Annotated in this window: 24 protein-coding genes and 1 riboswitch; of the genes, 10 read left to right on the top strand and 14 right to left on the bottom strand. The window is 45.0% G+C overall.

The genetic code is table 11. The features are described from left to right. The 7 genes from K1M91_RS10785 to K1M91_RS10755 all read right to left on the bottom strand — a co-directional run bounded on the left by K1M91_RS10785 (position 1) and on the right by K1M91_RS10755 (position 7,750). Positions 1-1,869, bottom strand: coding sequence for an AAA family ATPase (locus tag K1M91_RS10785; RefSeq protein ID WP_232801764.1), 1,869 nt, complete (start codon positions 1,867-1,869; stop codon positions 1-3). Further along, positions 1,870-2,583, bottom strand: a complete 714-nt coding sequence (locus tag K1M91_RS10780) for an ABC transporter ATP-binding protein (RefSeq protein ID WP_232801763.1) — start codon at positions 2,581-2,583, stop codon at positions 1,870-1,872. Continuing rightward, positions 2,574-3,362, bottom strand: coding sequence for a cobalt ECF transporter T component CbiQ (gene cbiQ, locus K1M91_RS10775; protein ID WP_232801762.1), 789 nt, complete (start codon positions 3,360-3,362; stop codon positions 2,574-2,576). Before cbiQ ends, K1M91_RS10780 begins: the two co-directional genes overlap by 10 nt. Next, positions 3,359-3,937: a hypothetical protein gene (locus tag K1M91_RS10770; protein ID WP_232801761.1), complete on the bottom strand. Its 579-nt coding sequence runs from the start codon at positions 3,935-3,937 to the stop codon at positions 3,359-3,361. Before K1M91_RS10770 ends, cbiQ begins: the two co-directional genes overlap by 4 nt. Next, a complete protein-coding gene (gene cbiM / locus K1M91_RS10765; protein WP_232801760.1) occupies positions 3,934-4,563 on the bottom strand; it encodes a cobalt transporter CbiM in 630 nt (209 codons plus the stop codon). The genes K1M91_RS10770 and cbiM overlap by 4 nt, the downstream gene beginning before the upstream one ends. A 187-nt stretch (positions 4,564-4,750) precedes the next feature. Then, entirely contained in the window at positions 4,751-5,584 is an 834-nt protein-coding gene (locus tag K1M91_RS10760) for a DUF4198 domain-containing protein (protein WP_232801759.1), read from the bottom strand. A 126-nt stretch (positions 5,585-5,710) separates the two neighbouring features. Continuing rightward, a riboswitch (cobalamin riboswitch) is annotated at positions 5,711-5,953 on the bottom strand. Positions 5,954-6,103: 150 nt separating this feature from the next. After that, entirely contained in the window at positions 6,104-7,750 is a 1,647-nt protein-coding gene (locus tag K1M91_RS10755) for a methyl-accepting chemotaxis protein (protein WP_232801758.1), read from the bottom strand. Between the two features lie 201 nt (positions 7,751-7,951). Between K1M91_RS10755 and K1M91_RS10750 the strand changes: the two genes are divergently transcribed. Next, complete coding sequence (locus K1M91_RS10750; protein ID WP_232801757.1) at positions 7,952-8,659, top strand: potassium channel family protein; 708 nt, start codon at positions 7,952-7,954, stop codon at positions 8,657-8,659. A gap of 3 nt (positions 8,660-8,662) precedes the next feature. Here K1M91_RS10750 and K1M91_RS10745 read toward each other — a convergent pair whose 3' ends face one another. Next, positions 8,663-10,156, bottom strand: coding sequence for a CYTH and CHAD domain-containing protein (locus K1M91_RS10745; RefSeq protein WP_232801756.1), 1,494 nt, complete (start codon positions 10,154-10,156; stop codon positions 8,663-8,665). A gap of 177 nt (positions 10,157-10,333) precedes the next feature. Here K1M91_RS10745 and K1M91_RS10740 point away from each other — a divergent pair, with 177 nt between their 5' ends. The 3 genes from K1M91_RS10740 to K1M91_RS10730 all read left to right on the top strand — a co-directional run bounded on the left by K1M91_RS10740 (position 10,334) and on the right by K1M91_RS10730 (position 13,080). Continuing rightward, the gene (locus tag K1M91_RS10740) at positions 10,334-11,014 is read left to right on the top strand and encodes a TIGR00153 family protein (protein WP_232801755.1); all 681 of its coding nucleotides are present in this window, start codon (positions 10,334-10,336) and stop codon (positions 11,012-11,014) included. 22 nt (positions 11,015-11,036) lie between these two features. Then, positions 11,037-12,305, top strand: coding sequence for an inorganic phosphate transporter (locus tag K1M91_RS10735; protein ID WP_232801754.1), 1,269 nt, complete (start codon positions 11,037-11,039; stop codon positions 12,303-12,305). A 163-nt stretch (positions 12,306-12,468) separates the two neighbouring features. Further along, on the top strand, positions 12,469-13,080 hold the full coding sequence (locus K1M91_RS10730; RefSeq protein ID WP_232801753.1) for a TIGR04211 family SH3 domain-containing protein: 612 nt from the start codon (positions 12,469-12,471) through the stop codon (positions 13,078-13,080). An 87-nt stretch (positions 13,081-13,167) separates the two neighbouring features. Here the strand turns inward: K1M91_RS10730 and K1M91_RS10725 are convergent, their stop codons facing one another. Continuing rightward, complete coding sequence (locus K1M91_RS10725; protein ID WP_232801752.1) at positions 13,168-14,160, bottom strand: general secretion pathway protein GspB; 993 nt, start codon at positions 14,158-14,160, stop codon at positions 13,168-13,170. Between the two features lies 1 nt (position 14,161). Beyond that, a complete protein-coding gene (locus K1M91_RS21405) occupies positions 14,162-15,970 on the bottom strand; it encodes an ExeA family protein (protein WP_282561127.1) in 1,809 nt (602 codons plus the stop codon). Positions 15,971-16,515: 545 nt separating this feature from the next. On the opposite strand from K1M91_RS21405, the gene K1M91_RS10715 reads away from it, so the two are divergent. After that, positions 16,516-17,754 (top strand): multifunctional CCA addition/repair protein, encoded by a 1,239-nt coding sequence (locus tag K1M91_RS10715; RefSeq protein WP_232801751.1) that lies wholly within the window; start codon positions 16,516-16,518, stop codon positions 17,752-17,754. Positions 17,755-17,839: 85 nt separating this feature from the next. On the opposite strand, the gene K1M91_RS10710 is transcribed toward K1M91_RS10715, so the two are convergent. From K1M91_RS10710 to folB, 3 genes are read right to left on the bottom strand one after another with little or no spacing between them, the layout of a single operon-like run. Then, positions 17,840-18,637, bottom strand: a complete 798-nt coding sequence (locus K1M91_RS10710; protein ID WP_232801750.1) for an undecaprenyl-diphosphate phosphatase — start codon at positions 18,635-18,637, stop codon at positions 17,840-17,842. Between the two features lies 1 nt (position 18,638). After that, entirely contained in the window at positions 18,639-19,145 is a 507-nt protein-coding gene (folK, locus tag K1M91_RS10705) for a 2-amino-4-hydroxy-6-hydroxymethyldihydropteridine diphosphokinase (protein ID WP_232801749.1), read from the bottom strand. Further along, entirely contained in the window at positions 19,145-19,528 is a 384-nt protein-coding gene (gene folB, locus K1M91_RS10700; protein WP_232801748.1) for a dihydroneopterin aldolase, read from the bottom strand. Before folB ends, folK begins: the two co-directional genes overlap by 1 nt. Before the next feature lie 132 nt (positions 19,529-19,660). On the opposite strand from folB, the gene plsY reads away from it, so the two are divergent. Further along, complete coding sequence (gene plsY / locus K1M91_RS10695) at positions 19,661-20,308, top strand: glycerol-3-phosphate 1-O-acyltransferase PlsY (RefSeq protein WP_232801747.1); 648 nt, start codon at positions 19,661-19,663, stop codon at positions 20,306-20,308. Positions 20,309-20,343: 35 nt separating this feature from the next. On the opposite strand, the gene tsaD is transcribed toward plsY, so the two are convergent. Then, positions 20,344-21,363 carry a tRNA (adenosine(37)-N6)-threonylcarbamoyltransferase complex transferase subunit TsaD gene (tsaD, locus tag K1M91_RS10690; RefSeq protein WP_232801746.1) on the bottom strand — a complete coding sequence of 340 codons (1,020 nt, stop codon included), beginning with the start codon at positions 21,361-21,363 and terminating at the stop codon, positions 20,344-20,346. Positions 21,364-21,533: 170 nt separating this feature from the next. Between tsaD and rpsU the strand changes: the two genes are divergently transcribed. From rpsU to rpoD, 4 genes are all read left to right on the top strand, one after another. Then, positions 21,534-21,749: a 30S ribosomal protein S21 gene (rpsU, locus tag K1M91_RS10685; RefSeq protein WP_119912023.1), complete on the top strand. Its 216-nt coding sequence runs from the start codon at positions 21,534-21,536 to the stop codon at positions 21,747-21,749. A 13-nt stretch (positions 21,750-21,762) separates the two neighbouring features. Continuing rightward, positions 21,763-22,206, top strand: coding sequence for a GatB/YqeY domain-containing protein (locus tag K1M91_RS10680; protein ID WP_232801745.1), 444 nt, complete (start codon positions 21,763-21,765; stop codon positions 22,204-22,206). A gap of 96 nt (positions 22,207-22,302) precedes the next feature. Continuing rightward, positions 22,303-24,072 carry a DNA primase gene (gene dnaG / locus K1M91_RS10675; protein ID WP_232801744.1) on the top strand — a complete coding sequence of 590 codons (1,770 nt, stop codon included), beginning with the start codon at positions 22,303-22,305 and terminating at the stop codon, positions 24,070-24,072. 68 nt (positions 24,073-24,140) lie between these two features. Further along, positions 24,141-25,988: an RNA polymerase sigma factor RpoD gene (rpoD, locus tag K1M91_RS10670; protein WP_282561128.1), complete on the top strand. Its 1,848-nt coding sequence runs from the start codon at positions 24,141-24,143 to the stop codon at positions 25,986-25,988. Positions 25,989-26,066 lie beyond the last annotated feature (78 nt).

Genomic DNA, 26,066 nt, shown 5'->3' with positions numbered 1-26,066 from the left:
TTATGCCTGCAGCGCTAAATAATGCGCCCCCAATTGCTGAGCCAAGACGGGGCCGCGACCGCGCTTTATTTGCCCTGGGTTTGCGCCCTTTTCGGTATCAAGCCAATAGGTTGTGGCGCCAAGGCGAATATCATCAAGCTGAGCGCGACTGCGACCATCACTAATGACGTAACAAATCACTTGCAACAAAGGCTGAGTACGAGCTTGGCGAACGATATATTGCTGAGCATGAGCGAGGGCTTCACGCAGCGGAGTGCCCCCCGCCAGCTGAATTTGATTGAGGGTACCAAGCACAGATTTAGGCGCTCTGCCCGCTTTAAGCCATTGCTTTATTTGCTGATTGCCAAAACTAAATAAGGCCAACTGCGCCCGCGAGCAATAAGCAGCATGAGCAATATCAACACAAGCAGCTTTGGCTAATGCGCTCACTTTGGCGCTGATAGTCGAGGCCGAACTATCGAGTAGAAGCAAGTGCAACTGCGACGCGCCTTGTGACTGTGGTCTGCGAAATAACCGCTGCGGTGGCCACGTCTTGGCGCTGAACTTGAAATGCTGGCCCAGCGTCGCAAACCAGTTGATGGCGCCTGCTGAACCGTTTTGCTTATTGCGGCCATCTCTATGCCCCATGACGCCATAACTGTGTTTCGCGCTGTGCTGTAGTCGAGCTTGCTTAACTGAGGCGCGAGCAGATTGCGCATTAACCTTGGTCGTTATCTGTTTTAATTGCGATGCGCTAATCACATTATGGGCTAATGGCGGCAATGCCACTTGCGCTTCACTCATTTGCCCCCAATCACCTGCGCGAGCCTTGCTTTCCCCAGGGGGCGCTTTACCTTGCGGCGATGAAAGCGGATCTTTACTTGCCGAGCTGCTCTCTTTAGTTGAATCAGGACGCTTAAATGTGGATTGCGGCGCTGAATTTTGCTCAGCCGGTACCTCGCCTTCCCCGTTAGACGAGCCATTTGTTGAACTATTCTCTGAGCCGTTAGCATCATTATTGTCATGACGGCGATGAGCGAGTACAAGCGGAGCCACCACCGCGATATCAGTTTCATTTACCGTAACTCGCCCTTGCCAGGCAGCATGAGCACCAGCAGCTCGGTGCATCACAATGTCAGCGCGCATACCATCTACTTGCGCATCCATACAACGCTGAGCGATACAAATACGTGCTTTTTGGTCGCAGCGCACATCGACTAAGATTTGCTGGGCCGATTGAATTTGCTGCTTAAGAGTCTGTTGTTGGCTTTGGTATTGAACAATAAAGCTGTCGGGATCAGCTTCAAAGGCTTCGCGCGCAGCGACAATGGCAATGCGCTGCTCAAGGGTAAATTGATTATCAAGACTCACCATTAAACCAAAGCGGTCTTGCAGCTGAGGGCGTAATTCCCCTTCTTCCGGATTCATGGTGCCAATTAAAGTAAAGCGCGCTGCGTGACTTTGGCTAATACCATCGCGTTCAATGTGGTTCACGCCACTGGCCGCCACATCCAATAATTGGTCGACTAAGCTGTCGGGCAATAAATTCACTTCATCACAATATAGAATACCGCCGTTGGCTTTATGTAGAAGCCCCGGTTTTAGCACTACTTCACGTTTATTCATTACCTGCTGCAGATCTAAACTACCAATCAGCATTTCCTCACTGGCACCGAGGGGTAAATTAACAAAAGGAATAACCTGTTGCTGCGGTGCAGGCAACACCCCCACCAGTGCCCGGGCAAGAGTGGATTTGGCACAGCCCCTTGGCCCCGCCACTAACACACCACCGATGGCAGGATTAATAGCAGCTAAAATCAACGCCAACTTAAATTCGGATTGACCTTGTACGGCGCAAAAAGGAAATTGAGACAAGGTAAGTTGCGTCATTTAAGCCACCTTTTCCGTCTTTTCCGTTAACTCTGTAGCGCTTTTGTAATCACTATCACTTAATTTACCGCTAGTTAACACCACACTGCGGGTGCTGATTTGCGCTAAAAAGTCGTGGTCATGAGACACAATCAGCATCGCCTGCGGCAAGCCTTTTAAGGTGTCGATTAAGCGCTGACGCGCCGCTGTATCTAAGGCGTTAGTTGGCTCATCGAGTAACAACACCTTGGGCGTCATAGCCAATACACTGGCTAGACTAATCATGCGTTTTTCGCCGCCAGAAAGCTGGTGAGTAATACGACAGGCAAAATGTTCTAAGCCTAATTGATGCAGCACTTGCTCGGCGCGCAGCTTAGCTTCAATGCGGCTAAACCCCAGATTTAACGGACCAAACATCACATCTTCTAATACCGTGGGGCAAAATAATTGATCGTCAGGATCTTGAAATAAAAACCCTGCTTGAGCACGTACATCAACAAAGGATTTTTCGCTATCGCGCGCCGTGCCAAATGCAATAACCTGGCCTACTAGTGGCTTTTTCAAACCCACTAATAAATGTAATAGCGTGGTTTTACCTGCCCCATTATCACCCATCAACGCCACCCGTTCGCCTTGATAGAGCGAAAAATTAACCTGGTCTAACACCGCTGGACGCCTTGGGTAAGCAAAGCTCACCTTATCCAAAGCCAGTAATGGTACGTTATTTATTTCCATATAAAATTCATCCCAATCAAGATGGTGAGACTGAACAGAGCTAAACCAACAAACAGGCGATCCCTGCGTTGCCATTGCATCTCATGATGCAGGTATAACTTGCCTTGATAGCCTCGGCATTTCATGGCATTAAAAATACGCTCGGAGCGCTCCAATGAATGAATTAATAACATGCCGATTAAGTAACCTATGGTGCGCCAAGTGTGGCAATTACAACCCATAACAAACGCCCGCGCCCGCATCGCAAGGCGCATTCGCGCGTATTCTTGATTGATCACATCGAGATAACGCAAGGTAAATAACATTAAATGCACTAGCTTTTCCGGCACTTTTAATTTGGCAAGACTTTGCGCCAACACCACCGGGCTTAGGGTCCCGACCAAGGCTAGCAACATTAGCATCACGCCATTGGCTTTGAGCGCTATCATCAGCCCATGCTCTAGTCCTTGCCAACTGGCGCTAAGGCCAAAACCTTGCCAAATTGGCGTACCCGGAGTGGTAAAAGGCAATAAGAAGATCAAACAGATCATAAAGAGATCCATCGCCAGCATGCGCTTAAAGGTACGTCGTAAATCGAGTCTAGCTAACATCGCGACCAATAAAGCCACACCTAGGCCGGTAATCAACGGCAAAAACACTTGGCTCAATACCAACACAAAAGCAAACCCGAAGGCCGCTAACACCCGTAAGCTAGGATCGAGTAAGTCCACTACCGAGTCTTGGTGCGATAAACTTTGCCCGCGCCATGAGGTGGCGCTGTGATCCAATAATTGGCTCATAATTTGGCCGACTGGCGATAACGAAAATACATGCCCAGCCCAACTAAACCTAAGATGTAGCCTAAACCGCCTAATATATCGGTGAGACCACGCTGCGCTTGCAGGGCGGCGATTTCTTTGCGCAGCGGAGTAACTTGCTTGGCGACTGCACGTTCAACCAGATTGGCAATAACGTGAGGGTTTTGTTCAAAACTGGGACGTTTTTCTGCTCTGGTGTCACTCAATGCCGAAGTTTGTGGCGCTATCTGAGTTAGCCCTAGACCATCAGGTAATTCATTGGCGGGCAGCGTTAAATTTAAAACATGTCCAGCGCCTAGCTCAATATGAAAATGGTGGTCTTGCTGCTGCGTAGCCTGAAACTGAAATATACCTTGATCGTCAATTATAGTGCTGCCAAGGGGATGGCTTTGCGCATCAGTGATAGTAACCACCGTGCCTTCATGAGCCATATCACCATTAGAAAAACCCGCTTCGCCTTCGATTAAGCTACCAATAGCATAAACGCCACCCACCACTTTATGAGCGTGTACTGACGTAATAAAACCAGCCAATAAGATTGCAATGAATAGCTTCATCTTACCTCCTGCAACCTTGGTTGCGCTTTAACACCTAATAATTCAGGTTTAACTTGATGTAATAAATACACCGCAGCACCAGAAACAAAACCTTCAATTAACATCACAGGAACATGAGCCGGTAAGGTGGCCTTTGCTACTAAAATAAAGGCATCGCCAGAAAGAGCCAAAGCGCCCGCCACCAGCAAACTGGTAATAGCCACGGCGCCTGCGCCACCTATCGCGCCCCAAATAGCCGCTCGCTTACTGCTACCAGAGCGTATCCCCCAGTAGCAAATGGCATACATAATGAGACCGGGGATCGCTATATTGAAAGTGTTAACCCCCAGCACTAGCACGCCACCAAAGCCAAAAAATACCGCTTGTAAAATAAGCGCGACAAACAAAGCTGGAAACGCCGCCCAGCCTAAAACAATGCCAATTAAGCCATTCATGATCAGGTGAACACTGGTAAACCCTAAGGGCAAATGGATGTAAGAAGCGATAAAAAATACCGCCGACAACATGCCCACTTGTGGCAAGTTATCGTAGTCCATACGTTTTAACCCAATGCCTACGCCAATGGCGGTTAACACGCCCCCCAGAGCTAAAACGGGTATTGAGAGCGCGCCATCAACTATGTGCATATTTTTCCTTTGCCTGCATCTAGACATAGAAAAGGGGCTATTTCTTCGCAAAACCGCAGCAAGTACATCCTTGTATGCTTAGCTTTTTCATCCATGAACAAGATATTTTGCTACGAAACAATCCATTTTCTATCACTCATGCATCATTCTAAAATTAAGAACGCTGGCTTTCTTAGCCCTAACGAACCTATTTTATCGCGTGCGCTTGCACCCAGATCACAGCATCTTGCGAGAGCGCTTTACCTTGATAGGTTTTTTCTGGGCCCACCCCCAAAGCTGCGAAGCCCCATTGCCCTGCTTTTGGAATACCAAAGGTAAAAGTGCCGTTGGCGTCAGCAAATAGACTAATAGTGGTAAAAGCATCGGCTGGTGGCGTAAATGTCGCTTGCTCGGCAAATTTATTCGCGCCCATATCGGGTTGATAGTTTAGGAACTCGACTTCGATTTCGGCAAATGGCACCGGCTGGCCATTGGCTTTCACCACACCGGTGAACGTACCGCCTTCATAGATGGCATAAGGCTTAGTAAGGGGCACAATTTCTGCAGGTAAACCCAGTTCGTTCGACCAATCAGTAGGTAAACTGCCTACATTGACTATGGTTTTACTGATCTGCTGAATATAAAGATTTTCTTCTTTTTCAAAATACGGCGATGGCGTTAATACGAATACATAATCACCAAGACCGCGTAAAGTCGCGCTGGCTTCATAGGCTAGACCCGTATCAACAGCACTGCTCCATTGGATCGGCTTAACTTGCTTGGTTAGGTCGGTTTTCTTACCTTTTTTAACCACATAAAAAGACTGGGGCGCATCAACGGCCATCACATGACCACTTTCAGCAGGGTGTGTAAACGGCATTTTAAAGGTGATATCACCACCTTTATCACGCAGCAGATCTGGGGTGTAAAGCATTTGAAAATGGGCGTGAGCCGAAATGGAATAACTCGTAGCCAGAGTTAATAAAGACAGGCTTAGCCAACGTCCTTTCTGTTTAGCCTTAAAGCTTTTACTGGTAAACATTTTGATTCTCCGTCTGAACATTGTTTGCAGGCGGAGTTGTGGAGGAAACGATAAAACAAACGCAGTAAGCCTATTTAAGCTCACTATCATTACCATTTGGATACCGTCCGGTGAAGCCCTCCGCAACACCTAGTTAATCTATTGGTTTGGTATCCGGACTTATCAGCAGTGACTTGTATGTCACCTCAAAATATCGCCTTCCCATCTAGTTTTAGCATTGAGCAAAAACAAAACAGTGGCCTTAGACACTTTGTTAACTGAACTACCGTTGCGGGGGCAGTGTTGGCATTGTGAGTCATAATCAACTCAGGCACCATCTTCCCAAACCGATGAAGACTTAAAAATAAAGACTCATCGGCGCTGTGCTGTTCACACAACATCCAATAGAGCGCGCACATTATCGCGGCAGCTGAATGATGTCAATTTTTGTTCGTAAGTAGCGCTCAGCTCCATGTTTTTCATGACAAATAAAAAGCTCCCGAAAGAGCTTTAATAACAAAAATCACAACGTGATTGAGCTTATACTTTAAACGTCTTAATCGTCGCATCCATTGTTTGTGCATGAGCAGCAATAATGTCTGCCACTTCATTAAGCTCTTTTAATACAGTAACCGAACCTTCAACTAATTCTTTCACTTGGCTTAGATTTTCATTCATTTCAATAGCAACACCAGACTGCTGTTCAGAAGCCGTGGCAATTTGGCTATTTAGATCGGCAATGCTATGAACCTGTTCAGCAATGAAGTCAATTTTCTCCCCCGCTTGGCTAACTTGCTCAACACTGCGCTGTGCCTCATCAACACTGGTTTTCATTAAGCCAACCGCCTGACCAGCACTGGTTTGTAATTGCTCGATCATACGCTGAATTTCTACCGTCGCATCTTGGGTGCGCTGCGCCAAGTTACGTACTTCGTCGGCTACCACCGCAAAACCACGCCCTTGCTCACCGGCTCGCGCCGCTTCAATAGCCGCATTTAAAGCCAACAGGTTTGTTTGTTCGGAAATGCCACGAATGGTGTCGACCACAGTGCCAATACTCCCCACTTTACCTTCTACTTCATTTACCGCAGTTGAAGAGGCATCAATATTACTTGATAACGAACTAATAATGCCGATAGTGGCTTCAACATAACGATTACCATCAAGGGCTACCTTGTTGGCATCTGTGGTTGCTGATGAAGCAATGCTAGCATTATTTGCCACTTCTTTTACTGTCGCGGCCATTTGACTCATGGCTGAAGCTAACTCATCAATTTGACCAAACTCTTCTTCTATCGAGTCTTGTACCGCTTCCATACAGATGGACAATTGCTCTGATACATCGTTTAGTTGATCGGAGGTCAATTGCTGTTCGGACAGAAGAGCTTTCCAATTACTGGCAGTTAAGCGCACCGCGGCCGCAATTTCGCCAAACTCATCTTTACTATTCAGGGTGATATTTTCACGTAAATCTTTATTCGACATTCTATTAATGCCAGAAACCAAATGCGTTACCTGTTTCGACATGGTGTTGGCAGCCCAAACCAAAATGAAGACAAATACCACCACCATAATTAAAGTTTGTAATAAACCACGCTTGATCGCGCCATAGTAAATGCTATCAACTTGCTCATGGTTAACAGCAGCGGCAATGCTCCACCCCCAAGGCTTAAACCCACGAGTATAGACTTCAAGCTCGTTACCTTGCTTAATCGCGCTAAACCCCCCTTCACTTTCACCGGATGACAAACTTAACTGAGTTTGCACATTTCCCGGACTAGCGGCATCGAATACACTGGCAAGTTTTTTCCCGACCATACTCACTTGGTCAGGATAGAGTAATGCCACCCCGGCAGAGCTGCCTTGAGCAGATATCACCCAATAATGGCCATTATTGCCCCAACGCATTTTATTTAAGGTATCCAAGGCGTATTGCTTGGCCTTCTCTTCTCCACCTAATTGGGCTTGGGCTTCAAATGCCCCCTTTAGCACGCCATCAGCTACTGCAAGTTTTTGTTGCAGCTCACTTTGGCTTTGCTGTAGCACCTCAGAGCGAAGCTGGCTGGCGTCGAAAAACAACTTGCCCGTTAAAAGCAAGGTGCTAAACACCATTAGCAACACCATTTTTGGCATCAGCTTTACATTAGCAAATACTTGCTCTAACCAATTTAATCGAAAAGCAGTCATAGGGAACCTCGAATACGAGAAATAGAATAAAATATTATTATATTGTCAATTTATGCGTTAATTTAACTAGTCCAATGACTCCAAACTACTTGAAGTCTGTAAACTAATCGACCAAGAATATCCATACTTTAGAACTAGGTTAAAAAAAAGATTAATTCGAGCCCCACGAAAACAAAATCAGTCGGCCCCTTAGACATCGCCATGATGATTTTATCTTTAGTCACTATTACCTTAGTGCTGCTGCGAATGACCTTTGACCTAGACCAGGAAACATCAACTCTATTTTATAATTTAGATAATAGTATCTGCTATGTACTACTGGCACATTTAAGCTATGGTTTTTTAAAAGCCGATGACAAAAAACAATATCTAAAAATACATTGGATTGACTTTTTAGCGTCAATCCCGATGACAGAACACTTACGCTATGCCCGCTTACTACAAATTGTACGTATAGCTCGCTTGCTGCAACATAAGCCCAACTTATTACACCACCTAAAGAGCCATTATCAAGAGACGACCATCGCCTCAGTTATTTTATTACTCGTGATCCTACTGGTCGCAGGCTCAACCACTATATTAATGCTCGAATCAACTGCGCCAGATGGCAACATTAAAACCGCTGGGGATGCATTTTGGTGGACAGTGGTAACAGTATCAACAGTGGGGTATGGCGACCACTACCCAGTAACAGAATGGGGTAGAACAGTCGCCATGGGACTTATCGTCTGTGGGGTGGGAACATTCGCAGCAGTAACAGGCTTAATGGCATCATTTCTTGCGCCAACTAACAAGTATGAAAATGAAGTTCATAACTATCACTTGTTGCATGAAATTCAGCAGCTAAGGGAAGAAGTAGCCAAACTTCAGCAACAACAAACGACTGGCTCAAGTAAAAAGCCAGATTAACGATTACCAATAGATAGGATGAATAAGTGCTTGTTGACGAGATTGCTCTATGGCCAGCAACAAAGACCCCTCTTTTCGCTTAAGCCATTTTAGGATCTTTTCTTGTGCTTCTTCATCTTGTTCTGTTTCGAGGTAGTCATAAATAGGTTTAAGAGATTTAAGCTCTTCCATACCCTGTAAAATATCAAGCCAAGGAAAACGAAAATCATCTCGTCTTTGTGGCTCAGAATCGCCTCCCAAACACAAACCAACCATTAAATTTCGACTTAATAACCCTTGTAGAGCGATATATTGAGAACTACTAAGCTCTGATGCTTGTACCAAAGGTGAGCTTTGTAATTCCTGCCAACTATTATCTAACGCTTGCTTAGCAAATTCAGCCATCGTGGGATGCTCTGCTGGGGGCGTCATTTTTGATAAACCAACTAACCATGCCGAGATATTCAGTACTAATTTGCAATAACGCTCACTGGTAAACAGTCGCTTCATTTGCTTGTAATGCGGTAACGATTTTAATTCCGCCTTCAACTGCTGGCGCAACGGCTTAATTTTTTCTAACTTCTTAATATAACTACCCTTATCAGCCGTTAGGTTCGATAAGGCGTAATAACGATCCATACACTTAAGCTTACTACTCAACCAATTTAAATCAGCCAACCAAGTTACGCGCAGCGCTTTCGGTAAATATGGCGAAAATAACAGCAAGCCTTGATGCATTAAATGAACCCCATCGCGCATATTGGATAATGCAGGCATTTGATGTTGAAGATAAAGGTGCTCGTGATATTGCCAATACTGCAAAGCAAAACTAAAAACTTGCTGTAAGCCCGTAAAAACAGTGCTCGTAGACGCGATCGGGGCAAAAGATAACGCGACTGGTGGAGGGATATCGCCACTGGCGAGCGCAAAGCCACGCTGCGCTTTGCTTACATTGACTAATCTGGCGCCGGGTAAGGTTGCAATATCCTGCCCAAGTTGAAACAACAGACCTTCATGACCTTTCAGCAACTCTAATTCGATTTCACAAATTCTTTCCGTTTGCCCTTTACTGTGAATTTCACCTAGGTCAAAAGCAACTTCAACGAGTCCTTCACCATTAATATCAACCACCCAAGTTTGCCGTGTAAAGTCATTACTAAAAATAGGGATCAATGCTTGTTGTATATCACTAAGGGATAAATCTTCTGGCCAAATGTCCCCTTTGAATCTCGCCAATTCAGGCTGAATACCAGCAATAGGTTCATTGTATTCTGGTCGCTGATGCAGCCCTCCAACCACTGAGCCTTGCAACTTTATGGTTTGCTCATTTTTACCATCGTGACTGCGCACTCTTAAACCAATTCCACGTTTTTTTAACAAACGTTCACTGGTATCAAAATAAACGTTTTGTAAATCATGCTCATTTTGAGTACAAATTTGGTAGTTTTTCAGCAACTCCGGTAGTTTTTCGCCAGCTTTACGAGAGACAAAAAACTTTATTTCAACTTCAGTATCCATATGATTTATAAGTGTTTCACTTTAATTGAACGCCAATGAACTAATTATGATTCTATACAAAAATTGACTTTAACGGGTATTTACGTGGTTTAGCTGTTTTCATGCCAGCCAACTTACGTTAACATGCGCTCCAATCTATCCATCGTGTGTTTTTTCACCGAGAACAGGTAATTGGCTATGCCAGTAAATACAATACTAGGACTATTTGCAAAGTCCCCAATCAAGCCTCTACAAGAGCATATCAACAAAGTTCATCACTGTTGTAAACTTCTCATTCCTTTTTTTGAAGCGGTTAACGTTAATGACTGGGAAGAAGCAGAGCGACGACGAGCTGAAATTTCACAAGCGGAAAAACAAGCCGATGACCTCAAACGAGAGATTCGTCTGAAACTTCCTCGTGGAATTTTTATGCCGGTTGAACGCACCGACATGTTGGAGTTACTCACCCAACAAGACAAAATTGCCAATAAAGCAAAAGATATTTCTGGTCGCATATTAGGCAGGCAGCTGACGCTACCAGCTGATACGCAGGTGGACTTTATGGCTTATGTGAAGCGTTGTATCGATGCAACTAATCAAGCCAAAAAAGCCATCAATGAGTTAGATGAGTTACTTGAAACAGGCTTTAAAGGCCGTGAAGTAGAACTCGTTGAAGAAATGATCCACCGTTTAGATGAAATCGAAGACGATACGGATCGCCTACAAGTTAAGTTACGCCGTCATTTTCAACAAGTAGAAGCCCAATACAACCCTATTGATATGATGTTTTTGTATCAGATTTTAGAATGGGTGGGTGATCTTGCCGATCAAGCGGAGCGTGTTGGTGCGCGCTTAGAGCTAATGCTAGCTCGTTCATAAGTTTTCAAAGAGTAGTAATATTATGGAAATAATAAGCACTTACGGCACAACACTGGTCGTACTAGCGGCCATTTTTGGCTTTTTTATGGCTTGGGGTATTGGTGCCAACGACGTGGCAAACGCCATGGGCACCTCTGTCGGGTCCAAAGCACTAACCATCAAACAAGCGGTCATCATAGCGATGATTTTCGAGTTTGCTGGCGCTTATTTAGCGGGTGGCGAGGTAACGTCGACCATTCGTAAAGGCATTATCGATTCGGCGGCGTTTGTTGAGCATCCTGATTTATTGGTGTTTGGTATGATATCGGCGCTTTTAGCCGCAGGTTTGTGGCTACTTATCGCCTCTTACTGTGGTTGGCCAGTTTCAACTACCCACTCTATTATCGGTGCCATAGTTGGTTTCGCAGCAGTGGGGGTTAGCCCCGACATCGTGTCGTGGGGTAAAGTTGGTGGCATTGTTGGTAGCTGGATTGTAACGCCCTTGATAGCAGGCTTAATCGCTTATGCTATTTTTATGAGTGCGCAAAGGCTCATTTTCAACACCGACGACCCACTACGCAATGCCAAACGCTATGTACCTTTATACATGTTCTTAGCAGGCTTTATGATGTCACTTGTGACCATCAAAAAAGGCTTGAAGCATGTTGGTCTTCATTTTGAAACTTTGGAAGCCTACGGCCTTGCAATTATTGTCGGTGTTATCGTCGCTTTAGTCGGTAAATACTTTATTAGCCGCATTAATATTGACCCCAAAGCCGATAAAAAAATGCACTACACCAACGTAGAAAAAGTATTTGCTATTTTAATGGTTATTACCGCTTGTGCGATGGCATTTGCCCACGGCTCAAACGATGTAGCCAATGCAATTGGTCCGTTAGCCGCTGTGGTTAGCATTGTTGGCAACAATGGCGAAATAGCAAGCAAGGCACCATTAGCGTGGTGGATCTTACCTCTTGGTGGTATTGGTATCGTATTAGGCTTGGCCATTTTTGGTAAGCGCGTTATTGCAACGATTGGTAACGGCATTACCCATTTAACACCAAGTCGTGGTTTTGCTGCAGAATTAGCCGCAGCCACTACAGTGGTGATTGCTTCAGGTACTGGCTTACCAATTTCAACGACGCAAACATTAGTTGGTGCGGTATTGGGCGTTGGTATGGCTCGTGGTATTGCGGCACTAAACCTTGGTGTGGTTCGCAGTATTGTGGTGTCTTGGGTCATTACCCTGCCAATTGGAGCCTTCCTATCTATTATGTTCTTTTACATGTTACGTGGTATGTTTATCGCCTAACCGTATTGAATATAGTTAAAGCGCCTACGGGCGCTTTTTTGTTTATCCAAAAAAAGTATAAACAATGAGAATAAATAGCCAGTTTCCATTCTTTCGACTTGTTATCATGGCTTAAATTCTTAAACTTATTATCTACTTCTTTTGCAACGGTGAGAGCCAATACGTGAAATTTATTATCACTTTGTTAAGCATTTTTTCTTTGTCTAGTATAGCGCCAGCGCAAGCTGCCGTACGCTACATCGATGACAATCTTTTTATTTATATTCATTCCGGCCCTAGCACTCAATTTCGTATTATGGGTAGCGTTAATGCGGGCACCCCTGTTGATGTAAAACAATGGGACAAAGAAGCGGGTTTTGCTCAAATCGAAGATGATCGGGGCAGGATCGGTTGGGTTGATACCAATTACATCAGTGAAACCCCACCCGCCTTAACTCAACTGCCACTAATTCAGCAAGAGTTGGAAGAGACCAAGCAAGTATTAGCTGAAATTGAGCAAAGCAATAATCAAGTGCTACTTGATAAAGCACACACTATTGAAGAGCAAGGTGTGCAAATTACTAACTTAATTGCCGAAAAAGACCTACTCACCCAAGAAATAGACAGCTTGAAGCTGAGTAATGAAACCTTGCAAACTCGTTTAAATAATCAAAGCGAAGACGTACAGATGCAGTGGCTTATTCGTGGTGGCGCTGTATTAGGGGCGGGGATTTTTCTCGGTTTAATCATTCCTTTCTTACCACGTAGAAGAAAGAAAGATCCACACTGGACCTGATTACATGCAAAAAAAAGCGGCTATCTAAGCCGCTTTTTAGTTTTTAGTATGATTAAAAAATCCACTAACGAAACGCTAAGCTCCCGCCTAATACCCTTTCCAATCTTGCATTGAGACAATACTGAAGCTTTGATTGTCGTAGCGCATAATCACATCATCAGGGCGAATTTCTAGTAAGGTAAGATCTGGCGTAAATACACTGTCCCCTTCCTTAAATTCCGTGCCATTAAATCTCACCGAACGCTTCTCAACTAAACTTGAATAAACATGAGAATTGTAAGCAAATGTTGGAATTTTAGCTTGAATGTCTTTCGGTAAGTTACCAATAGGAATAGCTGATGCAGGCGGTTTTGGCTGCTCAACAGGCAACGGCGTGTCTGCAGCAAGCGCCCGTTTAAATTTTTCAGCAAGGTTATCTGGCACGTCTGAATAATCCATGCTGTCACTGGACTCAACGGGTTGTTCTTGTGCCTCGGGTTCATTGCCTAATGCTAAACGAATTTTTGCTGCAAGCTCAGGCGAAGTGTTAGATAGGTCTAAATCGGCTAAAGGATCGTCTGCCACTTGATTATTTGTTTGTGGTTTTACTTTTGCAACCGGAGCTTGCGATTTTTGGCTCGTTACATGAACTGGCAACGGAACTGTTTTGAATTCTTTTGCCGGCAGAAACTCAATATCACTTTGCGCTTTTTGCGCGACAACCGTTTCTTGTTCTTGCAACACTTGCACTGTTTCTAATATAGGTGCGCTTTGCTCTACCACAGCAGTGCTAGTGACCATTTCATCAATCGAAGCAGGCTTGCTTTTCAGCGTTGCCGTTGACGGGGCATTCGCCCCTTGTACCACGGTAAAATCTTCTACAGCAGTCGTTGAAACCGGTGTTGATGGACTTAGATACCAAAAAAGACCACCACATACTAAGCTAGTACTTAACACTGCAATCGCAACATATGGCCAAACAGGCGCCTGCGTCTCTTCAGCTACCGGATATTGATAATGATTACTGGCAAGAGATTGCGTTGGAATTTTAGTATTGCGCAACTCTTCAGATTTTTTTAGCGCATTGAGAATAGTTGACATCTCATCCCTCGACCTTAAGTTTCGGCATTGTATTATTCACCGCTAAGTTCAACCTAAGAATAGTTTGCACTCCTGCTATTCCATCCGCTTCAAGGTGATGTTGATCTTGAAACCGCATCACTCTATCTTGTAGTTCATAATCAAACTCACGAGCATTACGCATTGAATGGCCTAGCACACTTGCTAAACTATCATCTAACCATTGCACCGCAGCCCCTCTGGCGCCAAAGCCAATGGCTTTCTCGTAACCAGTCGGCGCTTGCCAGAACAAGGTGTAAGCCCCACTCCAATGGGCGTTAAACCACGACTCACTCACCTTAACTCGGCGCGTGTTTATCAATAATTCAAAGCCTTTTTCATCTCGCGCAATCAAGGTGGCAAAATAGACGTCGTTACGTTTATCATACATCTTAACCACTGCGGGATGGTTCATCTCTTTTAAGGTACGAATACTGCCGTTACTGTTTAAGCAATGTAAGCCAGCCGCTCGCGCGCGCTCACAGGTAGCCTGCTGTAACGGTACTTCGTAACCCCACACTTTATACAGGTTCTGCATCGCGGCCTCGGGCTCGCGACTATCCACCACCACTTTTTCTAATCGGCGCTGAATTTTTAAGTCATTTGGCGTTTGATCAACGCCTGCTTTAGCCGGTTTCTTTGACGCAACCGTTTCAGACGCCATGCTAATGGTATTATTAACGGTTGCCACTATTTGGGTTGGCTCTGCGTCACCATCAAGCTCGGTTTCTTGTTCTTCCTCTTGCTCAGTCTCTTGCGCATTCAATTGCCCTTGCGCTAGCGCTTGAGCCACCACATCATCAACATTTTCGATTAGCTCTGGTGCGGGGCTTATCTCGCCCGTCACCACAGCTAATAACTCATCCTCACTGACATTGGCAGGGCCAGACATGTAAGGCAGCGTTAATACGCCCAATAAAACAGCCGACAGCGCAATGGCACCATAAATAAATGGCCGAGCGTTCAAGCTTTCTACCGCGCCATCGCCACGCACTTCATTAGCAACCGACTTAATCAATAGTGGTGTAATAGTATGATCACTATTAGCAAAAGCGGCTAACAATGCCCGGTCACAAATTAAATTGATCAGCCTTGGTACACCGCCACTTTGACGATGAATTTCTTTGAGGCTGGATTTACTAAAGATGGGTAACTGACAACCCGCCACTTGCAAGCGATGACGGATGTAATTACACACTTCGATCATATTCAACGGCAACAAATGATAACGCGCGGTGATCCGCTGCGCTAATTGGCGCAATTCGTCTTTTTTCAGCAGCTGTTGCAGCTCGGGCTGACCGATCAAAATAATTTGTAATAGTTTTTTACGGTCAGTTTCGAGGTTAGTTAGCAACCTAAGCTGCTCTAATACATTGGGGTTAAGTAACTGAGCCTCGTCAATCAGTAGAACAGAATTCATATTCTGTTGGTGATTGCTGAGTAAGAAGGCCGCAATCACATCAAATAAATGCTTTAAACTTGGCGCGTTGTGGTCGTATTCAATCGAAAACTCATCACAAATAGTCGCCAACAGCTCAAGCTCTGTTAACGCAGGGTTGAGTATAAACGCCAGCTCAGTGCGATCCGGTAGCTCTTGCAACAAAGAGCGACAAACTGTTGTTTTACCAGTGCCAACTTCACCCGTTAACAAGATAAACCCACCACCGCCGCCATTTAATCCATACATTAAATGCGCTAACGCTTCTTTATGCCGATCACTCAAATAAAGATAATCTGGGTCAGGGGCGATTGAAAAGGGACTTTCTCTTAATCCAAAAAACTCTGTGTACATAGTCTAGCTGCATCCATCCAGTGGACGCCCACTATAGCAGAGCGGGCGATTTTACCAAAACGAAGCAGGCAGAGAATTTCAGTTTTGCGCAGAGGCGCATATCTTTTCCGACTTCTCCTCGAGCTTGCAGTCGAAAAATGGAAAAATTATCTTTGCAGTAACAAACTCCCATCTGAATACGCCAAGCTAATCTAGCAACTGTAAGACATGTACTCATACCTGAGCACAATTGGGTACATACCCAATCAACTTGAGGATGCATGTTTCAGAGCGCCGCCGTGTTTTCAATATTAGGCTCCCTCATACAGGAATGTAGGCGCCTGTTAAATGAGCGTAACAACACGCTGGATTTTAAATCAGGGAAACACGGCGGGCTCCCAGTGGGTAAGTTTTACACGCGCTTATGCTGTGTTATTGATTTTGATAAGGGGGAAGGCATTACCTGCAATCAATGCCTTGCCTAAACGCGTGTAAAATCTTACTGAAACCAAGCATCTTCAGGTTGATTGGGTATAATCAGAGAACTTGAGCAATGAGGATGGCTTGTGCAAATATATCTTGTTGGCGGCGCGGTTCGCGATAGCCTTTTGAACTTAAAAGTAAAAGACCGAGATTACGTGGTGGTTGGTGCAACCCCAGAACAAATGATCGCATCTGGTTATCAGCAAGTAGGTAAAGACTTTCCAGTATTCCTACATCCAAAAACCAAGCAAGAATATGCCCTTGCCCGCACTGAACGTAAAACGGGCGCGGGTTACACAGGTTTTGCCTGCTACTTCGCGCAAGACGTGACTTTAGAGCAAGACTTACTGCGCCGCGATTTAACCATCAATGCCATGGCGCAAGATGAAAATGGCCAAATTCATGATCCCTACAATGGCCAAAGGGATCTTAACGATAAAATTTTACGCCATATTTCTCCTGCTTTTAGCGAAGACCCCCTGCGAGTGCTGCGTGTCGCTCGCTTTGCCGCCCGTTATCATAAGCTAGGCTTTACCATTGCAGCCGAAACCTTAGCCCTCATGACGCAACTAAGCCTTAACGGTGAGCTGGAGCACCTCACCCCAGAGCGCGTCTGGCAAGAAATGTCTGGCGCCTTGCTTAGCGACTCTCCGCAAGTGTTTTTTCAGGTTTTAAAAGATTGCCAAGCCCTGCCAATCTTACTGCCAGAGCTTAATAATTTATTCGGCGTGCCTGGCCCGAAAAAATGGCACCCAGAAATAGATACCGGGGTACACACGTTAATGGTAATAGAGCAAGCGGCACTGCTCTCACCAGATTTAGAAGTGCGTTTTAGCGCCCTATGCCACGACTTTGGCAAAGCCTTAACCGACCCTGACTTATGGCCCAGTCATAAGCATCATGGCATTAAGGGATTAGCGGTGATTAAAGCCATGTGTCAGCGCTGTAAGGTGCCTAATGACTGTCGCGATTTAGCGTTAATCATGAGCCAAGTGCATGGCACCGTGCACCGCGCGTTTGACTTAACAGCCGAGCAAATACTCGAGCTATTTGATCAAGCAGACGCATGGCGCAAGCCACAACGGTTTGAGCAACTACTAATCACTTGTAAAGCGGATTTAACCGGAAGATTAGGCTTTGAGGACAAACCTTACGCCGAAGCTGATTACTTATTTGAAGCCTATCAAGCAGCCCAACAAGTGGATGTAAAGCCAATTGTGGCGGCGGGATTTAAAGGCCTAGAGATTAAACAACAATTAGGTAAAGAGCGCATTCAAGCTTTGAATAGCTTTATCACGCAAGGTAAGCAGAATGCGCGCTAAGTGGCGTTTATCTGAACAAAGAAGCTCAGCTTGGATAACCATTACCACATTGCGCTAGTCAACTTGGACTAGCGCCCAAGTAATATTAAGACAACACCACAAACAGTGCCACACCTAAGCATAAGCGATAAATCACGAAAGGTAACATACCCATACGCTCAATGACTTTCAAAAAGAAAGTGATACAGATAAGCGCACTAAAGTAAGCCAATACTGCACCCACCGTCATTGAAAACCAATCAACCGCTTCACCCGATACCGCAAGTTTTAAGGTTAAATAACTGCCCGCTAAAAAGATCAATGGAATAGATAACAAGAATGAAAAGCGTGCTGCCGCTTGACGAGTCATACCTAAAAACAGGCCTGCAGTCATCGTAATACCTGAGCGAGACGTCCCCGGAATGAGCGCCATCGCTTGGGCCAAGCCAATAATTAGTACTGTTTTCCAACCCAATTGATACTCGGTAACTTGCTGTTTCGCGATGCGATCGGCAAACCATAACAACAAACCAAATACGATAGTGGTGGTGGCGATGACATAACCACTGCGTAAATACGTTTCAATAAAGTCTTTACCAAATAAGCCAAACAAACCCGCAGGGATAGTGCCTAAAATAATCCACCAAGCTAATTTACTGTCTTGGTTATGCTGTTTTTTCAACACAGAGCCGGTCCAAGCCACCGCCATGGTGCTCACTTCACGGCGAAAGTATTGTACAACCGCAATCAAGGTGCCAACGTGCACCGCCACATCAAAGGCTAAACCTTGGTCTTGCCAACCTAAAATTTGCGAAGGTAAGATTAAATGCGCTGAGCTAGAGATAGGTAAAAATTCAGTTAAGCCCTGAACGATTGCCAGAACGATAATTTCAAGCAGAGTCATGCTAGTTATTCCTTAACGAAGTATTCCAAATGAAAGGGATTTTGCACAAAGATTGTGACGATTTATCATAAGCTTGCCAAAGAGATGCGTAACTTTGGCCTAATACAGGGTGAACCAGCTCTGGCGCTAATTCAGCCAATGGCCATAAAACAAAAGCATTGTGGGGAATTTCATCACGCGGCAGCTGCACGCCGTCATCGGTGATCAAATCATCATAAAGCAGTAAATCAAGATCTAAAGTTCGCGGTGAGAATTTGCGAGAATGAGGCTTACGGCCATTGTTCGCTTCAATGGCTTTAAGGTGTAAAGCCACTTGCTGGGCGCTAAGATCGGTTTGTGCTCCCACCACTAAATTATAAAAAGCACTGCCATTAAAACCAACCGCTTCACTTTCGAAAACAGATGAAAGTGTTAAAGGACCAAATAATGCCGCCATGGCATCGATGCCCGCTTGAATATAGCGCTCTCGCTCAATATTGGAACCAACACTGATATAAATCTGTGCCATTACCCTAGATTGCCTTGCGCAAACGAGCCATAAAAATCACCGCGAGTAATTTGCACGCCAACATTAGCTGCCATCACTACCGCCCCCGGCTTACTCAAAGTAAGCTGTAAGCCTGGCACATTAAACTCATCTAAAATCAACGCTGCAACTCGCTCAGCCATAGTTTCAAGTAACTCAAAAACATTGTTCTGAGCATACTCCACCACGCGTTGCGATAGCACGGCATAATCTAACGCTAAATTAATGTCATCATTAGCCGCCGCAGGACGGTTATCAAAGGCTAGCACTAGGTCAAATACCAGCTTCTGCTTAATGGTTTTTTCCCATTCATAAACCCCAATGGTTGATAAGACTTCAAGTGAGTTAATAAACACGCGATCCATTTGCAATCCTGATATGGTTGATTTTTTTGCCCGTTTAGGGCTACCGTCGCCCAATAATTAAGCGTATTATCGGTAAGCAATAAAAAGAGCGGCGATAATAGCGCAAAAGCAGACAAGGAAAAACAGCAATTTATGACTGCCACTGTCATTATTTTTATTTTTTTAGCCTACTTGATAGGCTCAGTCTCTAGTGCAGTGTTGATCTGTCGCTTGAAACAACTGCCCGATCCCCGCGCTCACGGCTCAAATAACCCAGGAACAACAAACGTACTTAGGCTAGGCGGTCCACAAGCTGCCGCTTGGGTATTACTTGCTGACTTATTGAAAGGCACCATTCCCGTTTACTGTGCCTACTGGGCAGGATTTGAGCCAGTTTACATCGGCTTAGTTGGCGTCGCAGCCTGTTTAGGCCATATTTACCCGATCTTTTTTCACTTTAAAGGCGGCAAAGCGGTCGCCACCTCAATGGGGGCAATGTTGCCTTTGGGTATGGATGTGGCCGGATTACTCGTCGGCTGCTGGCTATTAGTGGTAGCGCTAAGTGGTTATTCATCGTTAGCAGCCATTGTTACGGCCCTTGCAGCGCCGATGTTTACCTACTTTATTAAGCCGGAATACACCTTACCTGTATCCATGTTGGGTTGCTTAGTGATTCTTCGCCATCATGAAAATATTGCTCGTTTATACAACGGCACCGAGCTAAAAATTTGGCGTAAATTTTCAATGAATAAATCGCCAGACAAAAGTAAGCAAGAAACAAAAAAAGATGCTCAAGAGTAACTGAAGCATCTTTCTAATAAAGCAGACTAAGCGACTTATTTTGTAAGCGGCTCAAGAGTATCAATTGGCCAACGCGGCTTAGCTTGAATACCTAACGATTCAATTTGTCCCGCTTTTAAGCGCTGCATTCCCGCATAAGCAATCATGGCACCGTTATCGGTACAAAACTCAGGACGTGGATAATACACCCGACCATTACGTTTTTTCATCATCACTTCAAGTTGCGCACGCAATTGCTTATTCGCACTGACACCGCCCGCTATGACTAATGACTTAAGACCCGTTTGGTCTAGTGCACGGCGACACTTAATGCCTAAAGTATCAATCACGGCATCTTGAAAAGCGTAGGCAATATCGGCGCGAGTTTGCTCATCATCGCCTTCGCTGTGAATGGTATTGGCGGCAAAGGTTTTTAAACCACTAAAGCTAAAATCTAACCCCGGCTTGTCGGTCATTGGCCTTGGAAATTTAAATCGCCCAGGTGTGCCTTGCTCAGCCAGTTTTGCCAACAACGGGCCGCCAGGATAATCCAACCCCATTAATTTAGCCGTTTTATCAAAGGCTTCACCGGCAGCATCATCAACACTTTCACCTAATATTTCATACTCGCCAATGCCTTGCACATTCACCATCATGCTATGACCACCGGAAACCAGCAGCGCAAGAAACGGAAATTCAGGGTGATCATCTTCAAGCATCGGCGCTAATAAATGGCCTTCCATATGGTGCACAGCAACGGCAGGCACGTCCCAAGCGTAAGCTAAACTGCGCCCGATGGTTGAGCCCACGAGTAGCGCTCCTACCAGTCCCGGCCCGGCAGTAAACGCTATGCCATCAATATCCTCTTTGCTGCAGTTGGCCTCAGCCAAGGCTTCTTTTATCAAAGGAATGGTTTTTCTGACATGATCACGTGACGCTAACTCAGGTACCACACCACCATAATCGGCATGTAACTTGACTTGGCTGTACAAACGATGAGCTAATAAGCCTTGTTCATCATCATAAATGGCCACACCGGTTTCATCACACGATGTCTCTAACCCTAAAATACGCATATTGACTCCTCTGAAAGCGCGGCTAGTTTAACTATTATCAGCTTTTTTCACCAGAGACAATTAAACGGGGTTTACAAATGCCCCCTAATCAGATTAAAATTCCGCACCATTTTTAAACAGACTGGTCAATCTACGACCGGCTTCACATAACACCCTGAGGTGATGGGCATATGCCAGTAATTAAAGTACGTGAAAACGAACCGTTTGATGTAGCACTACGTCGCTTTAAGCGTTCATGCGAAAAAGCAGGTATCCTTTCTGAAGTTCGCCGTCGCGAATATTTCGAAAAACCTACTACAGTTCGCAAACGCGCTAAAGCTTCTGCAGTTAAGCGTCATTTGAAAAAGCTAGCTCGCGAAAACGCGCGTCGCGTTCGTCTTTACTAATAAGGCGTTCGTAATGACCTTGAAAGAGAAGTTGCAAGACCAACAAAAAGCAGCAATGCGTGCAAAAGACAAAGTTCGTTTGGGCGCAATCCGCATGTTGATGGCCGAAATCAAGCAACGCGAAGTCGATAACCGTATTGAGTTATCTGACGATGACATTATTGCTGTTATAACCAAAATGGTTAAACAACGTAAAGATTCCATCGCGCAGTTTGAAGCAGCAGATCGTCAAGACCTTGTCGATAAAGAAGCTGAAGAACTTAACGTTCTACAAGAATTCTTACCTCAACCTCTAACCGAGGAAGAAGTTGACGGCATTATCGCTGCAGCACTGGAATCAACCGGTGCTCAGGGAATGCAAGATATGGGCAAAGTGATGGCGGCGATAAAAAGCCAGATTCAAGGTAGAGCAGATATGGGACAAGTTAGCGGCAAAATAAAAGCCAGCCTTTCTTAAACCATATTTACGCGAAAGCTGAACAAGCCGCGCCTTTTTCGAAAGAGTGCGGCTTGTTTATTTTAGGGCTTTTAATAAAGCTTTATTAGAGGGTTTATGTCAGGCAGGATCCCACGCGATTTTATTGATAACCTTTTAGCTCGAACCGACATCGTCGATCTCATCGACAGCCGAGTCAAACTGAAAAAAGCGGGCCAAAACTATCAGGCTTGCTGCCCCTTTCATAACGAAAAATCTCCCTCTTTTACCGTTAGCCAAAGTAAACAGTTTTACCACTGTTTTGGTTGTGGTGTGCATGGCAACGCCATTAGCTTTGTTATGGAATATGATGGCCTTGAATTTCCTGATGCCATAGAAGAAATCGCCAGCATGCATGGCCTTGAAGTGCCGCGTGAAAAAAGTGCCGGTCCAGCGCCCACCCCCGCACAAATTCAAGGTAAAAAAGATTTATACGAATTGATGGAGCAAATTACCCGCTTCTATCAGCAGCAGCTACGTGGTCAAGCCCATAGCCAAAAGGCCATCGACTACCTTAAAGGGCGTGGCTTAAGCGGTGAAGTTTGCCAGCAATTCGGCATTGGCTTTGCCCCTGATGGCTGGGATGAAGTAAGAAAACGCTTCGCCATCGGCAAAGAAGCGCAAGAGCAACTCATTGAAGGCGGCATGCTTATCGCCAAAGAAAACGGGGGTAGCTACGACCGTTTTCGCGACCGAATTATGTTCCCCATTCGCGATCGCCGTGGCCGTGTCATCGGTTTTGGTGGACGTGTATTAGGTGATGGCACACCAAAGTACTTAAACTCACCAGAAACCCCGATTTTTCATAAAGGCAGGGAACTTTATGCCCTTTATGAAGTCAAAAAAGCCCACAAAGACGTACAAAAAATATTAGTGGTCGAAGGCTACATGGACGTTGTAGCACTGGCACAATTTGGTATTGATTATGCGGTAGCATCACTTGGCACCAGCACCACACCAGAGCACTTACAAACACTGTTTCGCACCACCGACGAAGTGATTTGTTGTTATGACGGCGACAGAGCCGGTCGCGCGGCAGCTTGGCGGGCACTAGAAAATGCTCTACCCTTGTTACAAGATGGTAAATCATTAAAATTTATGTTTTTACCCGATGGCGAAGACCCTGATTCAATGGTGCGCCAAGAAGGTAAAGAAGCTTTTGAGCAACGCTTAGAGCAAGCCACACCTTTGTCAGAGTTTTTATTTGAAAACCTGCTACAACAAGTGAACATGGGCTCGCGCGACGGTAAAACCAAACTTGCACAGCTGGCAATGCCATTGATCGCAAAGCTACCAAGTAGCGTATTTTCTCACATGATGCGGGAAAAATTAGCTAACTTACTGGCGATCGACTTAGCCGGATTAGAAAAATTATTGCCAGAGTCAGAAGAGAAAGACAACACAAAAAAAACAGTGCGCGCAACACAACAAAAAATAACGCCGATGCGCCTTGCGGTTGCCTTAGTGGTTCAGTTTCCACAACTAGCGTCTGAATTACCGCCACTACCTGAAATTTTGGAATTAAACTTAGCGGGCAGTACTCTTTTTGCACAACTACTTGAAAAGTGTCAGCAGCAGCCCCATATCACTACAGGCCAGCTTATTGAAGACTGGCGAGGCACAAAAGAAGGTAATCAACTGGCAAAATTAGCCATGTGGGACCATCATATTGAAGCAACACAAGTTGAAGCGGTGTTTTTAGACACCTTAGATAAATTGCTTTCAACTTATATCGAACAAAAAGAAGAAGCACTGCTAGCCAAAGCAAGAACGGGTCAACTTAGCCTTGAAGAGAAAAAACAGCTTAGTGAACTCATTCAAAGTAGAAAGTTATCACCTTCTAGCTAGCATATTCAGCGCAAAGGCATTATAATCGCGCCCTTGCATTTTTGCACCAATCCTTAACCCCTAATCGGATGGAGTCTATGGAGCCAACCCCTCAGTCTCAGTTAAAACTTCTGGTTACCAAAGGTAAAGAACAAGGCTTCCTTACTTACGCCGAAGTAAATGATCACTTACCCCAAGACATTGTCGACTCTGATCAGATTGAAGATATTATTCAAATGATTAACGACATGGGTATTCAGGTAGTAGAAAACGCACCTGATGCCGATGATCTTATGCTTTCGGAAGATACCGCAGATGAGGACGCCGCTGAAGCAGCAGCACAAGCCCTCGCCTCGGTTGAATCAGAAATAGGTCGCACTACCGATCCAGTACGTATGTACATGCGCGAAATGGGCACAGTTGAACTGTTAACCCGTGAAGGCGAAATTGACATAGCCAAGCGTATTGAAGAAGGTATAAACCAAGTTCAGACTTCGGTTTCCGAGTACCCTGAAGCGATTCACTACCTACTTGAGCAATGGGACCGCTTTGAAGCGGAAGAGATCAAGCTAAGTGATATTATCTCAGGTTTCATCGATCCAAACGAAGAAGAGTCTTTAGCGCCTACCGCGACGCACATAGGTTCAGAATTATCAGATGAAGATCTCGATGATGAAGACCTAGATGACGACGACGATGACGAAGAAGAAGACGAAGCAGATAAAGGCCCCGATCCAGAAGTCGCAAAAGAAAAATTTGCCGCTCTGCGTGAAGCCCATGACAACTTATTAGCTATCATCGCTAAATCAGGTCGTCAAAGTAAAGAATCAAAAGAAGCGATTATCGTACTTGCTGAAGTCTTTAAAGAATTCCGTCTAGTGCCTAAGCAATTTGACCGTATGGTAAGCAACATGCGTTCAATGATGGATCGAGTACGCATTCAAGAGCGTCTGATCCTTAAAATGGTTGTAGACCAATGTAAAATGCCGAAAAAGTCATTCGTTGCCATCTTCCCAGGTAATGAAACCGATCGCTCATGGTTAGAAAACGCCATCGCAGAAGGCAAGCCTCACAGTGCAGCACTATTAGTACTAAGAGACGAAATTTTACGTTGTATCGTTAAAATGGCATCTGTTGAAGAAGAAACAGGCCTGAATATTACCGACATTAAAGACATCAACCGTCGCATGAGCATCGGCGAAGCGAAAGCTCGTCGTGCTAAAAAAGAAATGGTTGAGGCAAACTTACGTCTGGTAATTTCAATTGCGAAAAAATACACCAACCGCGGCCTACAATTCTTAGATTTAATCCAAGAAGGTAACATCGGCCTAATGAAAGCGGTTGATAAGTTTGAATACCGTCGTGGCTATAAGTTCTCAACTTATGCAACTTGGTGGATCCGCCAAGCAATCACTCGCTCGATTGCCGACCAAGCACGTACCATACGTATTCCGGTTCACATGATTGAAACCATCAATAAACTGAACCGTATTTCACGTCAAATGCTACAAGAGATGGGTCGCGAGCCTACTCCTGAAGAATTGGCTGAACGCATGATCATGCCAGAAGACAAGATCCGTAAGGTGCTGAAAATTGCCAAAGAGCCAATCTCCATGGAAACACCAATTGGTGATGATGAAGATTCGCACTTAGGTGACTTTATTGAAGATACCACGATCCACCTACCGGTAGATTCAGCCACCAGCGAAAGCCTGAAAAATGCGACTAACGACGTATTAGCTGGCCTAACTGCTCGTGAAGCTAAAGTACTGCGTATGCGTTTCGGTATCGACATGAATACAGACCATACCTTAGAAGAAGTAGGCAAACAGTTCGACGTAACGCGCGAGCGTATTCGTCAAATTGAAGCTAAGGCATTGCGTAAGCTACGCCACCCAAGCCGCAGCGAACAACTGCGCAGCTTCCTAGATGAATAATATCTAACCTACTTTATTGATAAAAAATACCAGTCAAATGACTGGTATTTTTTTACCTAACATTTAGTCGCCAAACTA

Source organism: Motilimonas sp. E26 (assembly GCF_021278025.1).
Lineage (GTDB): Bacteria > Pseudomonadota > Gammaproteobacteria > Enterobacterales > CBDFNC01 > Motilimonas.
The sequence above is the reverse complement of the archived record's forward strand: the minus strand, read 5'-3'. Positions and strand labels throughout refer to the sequence as shown.

What these genes read in the sequence shown, in the direction of transcription:
- K1M91_RS10785 (WP_232801764.1), bottom strand. Translation starts at nt 1,869, where the DNA reads ATGACGCAACTTACCTTGTCTCAATTTCCTTTTTGCGCCGTACAAGGT.
- K1M91_RS10780 (WP_232801763.1), bottom strand. Translation starts at nt 2,583, where the DNA reads ATGGAAATAAATAACGTACCATTACTGGCTTTGGATAAGGTGAGCTTT.
- cbiQ (WP_232801762.1), bottom strand. Translation starts at nt 3,362, where the DNA reads ATGAGCCAATTATTGGATCACAGCGCCACCTCATGGCGCGGGCAAAGT.
- K1M91_RS10770 (WP_232801761.1), bottom strand. Translation starts at nt 3,937, where the DNA reads ATGAAGCTATTCATTGCAATCTTATTGGCTGGTTTTATTACGTCAGTA.
- cbiM (WP_232801760.1), bottom strand. Translation starts at nt 4,563, where the DNA reads ATGCACATAGTTGATGGCGCGCTCTCAATACCCGTTTTAGCTCTGGGG.
- K1M91_RS10760 (WP_232801759.1), bottom strand. Translation starts at nt 5,584, where the DNA reads ATGTTTACCAGTAAAAGCTTTAAGGCTAAACAGAAAGGACGTTGGCTA.
- K1M91_RS10755 (WP_232801758.1), bottom strand. Translation starts at nt 7,750, where the DNA reads ATGACTGCTTTTCGATTAAATTGGTTAGAGCAAGTATTTGCTAATGTA.
- K1M91_RS10750 (WP_232801757.1), top strand. Translation starts at nt 7,952, where the DNA reads ATGATGATTTTATCTTTAGTCACTATTACCTTAGTGCTGCTGCGAATG.
- K1M91_RS10745 (WP_232801756.1), bottom strand. Translation starts at nt 10,156, where the DNA reads ATGGATACTGAAGTTGAAATAAAGTTTTTTGTCTCTCGTAAAGCTGGC.
- K1M91_RS10740 (WP_232801755.1), top strand. Translation starts at nt 10,334, where the DNA reads ATGCCAGTAAATACAATACTAGGACTATTTGCAAAGTCCCCAATCAAG.
- K1M91_RS10735 (WP_232801754.1), top strand. Translation starts at nt 11,037, where the DNA reads ATGGAAATAATAAGCACTTACGGCACAACACTGGTCGTACTAGCGGCC.
- K1M91_RS10725 (WP_232801752.1), bottom strand. Translation starts at nt 14,160, where the DNA reads ATGTCAACTATTCTCAATGCGCTAAAAAAATCTGAAGAGTTGCGCAAT.
- K1M91_RS21405 (WP_282561127.1), bottom strand. Translation starts at nt 15,970, where the DNA reads ATGTACACAGAGTTTTTTGGATTAAGAGAAAGTCCCTTTTCAATCGCC.
- K1M91_RS10710 (WP_232801750.1), bottom strand. Translation starts at nt 18,637, where the DNA reads ATGACTCTGCTTGAAATTATCGTTCTGGCAATCGTTCAGGGCTTAACT.
- folK (WP_232801749.1), bottom strand. Translation starts at nt 19,145, where the DNA reads ATGGCACAGATTTATATCAGTGTTGGTTCCAATATTGAGCGAGAGCGC.
- folB (WP_232801748.1), bottom strand. Translation starts at nt 19,528, where the DNA reads ATGGATCGCGTGTTTATTAACTCACTTGAAGTCTTATCAACCATTGGG.
- plsY (WP_232801747.1), top strand. Translation starts at nt 19,661, where the DNA reads ATGACTGCCACTGTCATTATTTTTATTTTTTTAGCCTACTTGATAGGC.
- tsaD (WP_232801746.1), bottom strand. Translation starts at nt 21,363, where the DNA reads ATGCGTATTTTAGGGTTAGAGACATCGTGTGATGAAACCGGTGTGGCC.
- rpsU (WP_119912023.1), top strand. Translation starts at nt 21,534, where the DNA reads ATGCCAGTAATTAAAGTACGTGAAAACGAACCGTTTGATGTAGCACTA.
- K1M91_RS10680 (WP_232801745.1), top strand. Translation starts at nt 21,763, where the DNA reads ATGACCTTGAAAGAGAAGTTGCAAGACCAACAAAAAGCAGCAATGCGT.
- dnaG (WP_232801744.1), top strand. Translation starts at nt 22,303, where the DNA reads ATGTCAGGCAGGATCCCACGCGATTTTATTGATAACCTTTTAGCTCGA.
- rpoD (WP_282561128.1), top strand. Translation starts at nt 24,141, where the DNA reads ATGGAGTCTATGGAGCCAACCCCTCAGTCTCAGTTAAAACTTCTGGTT.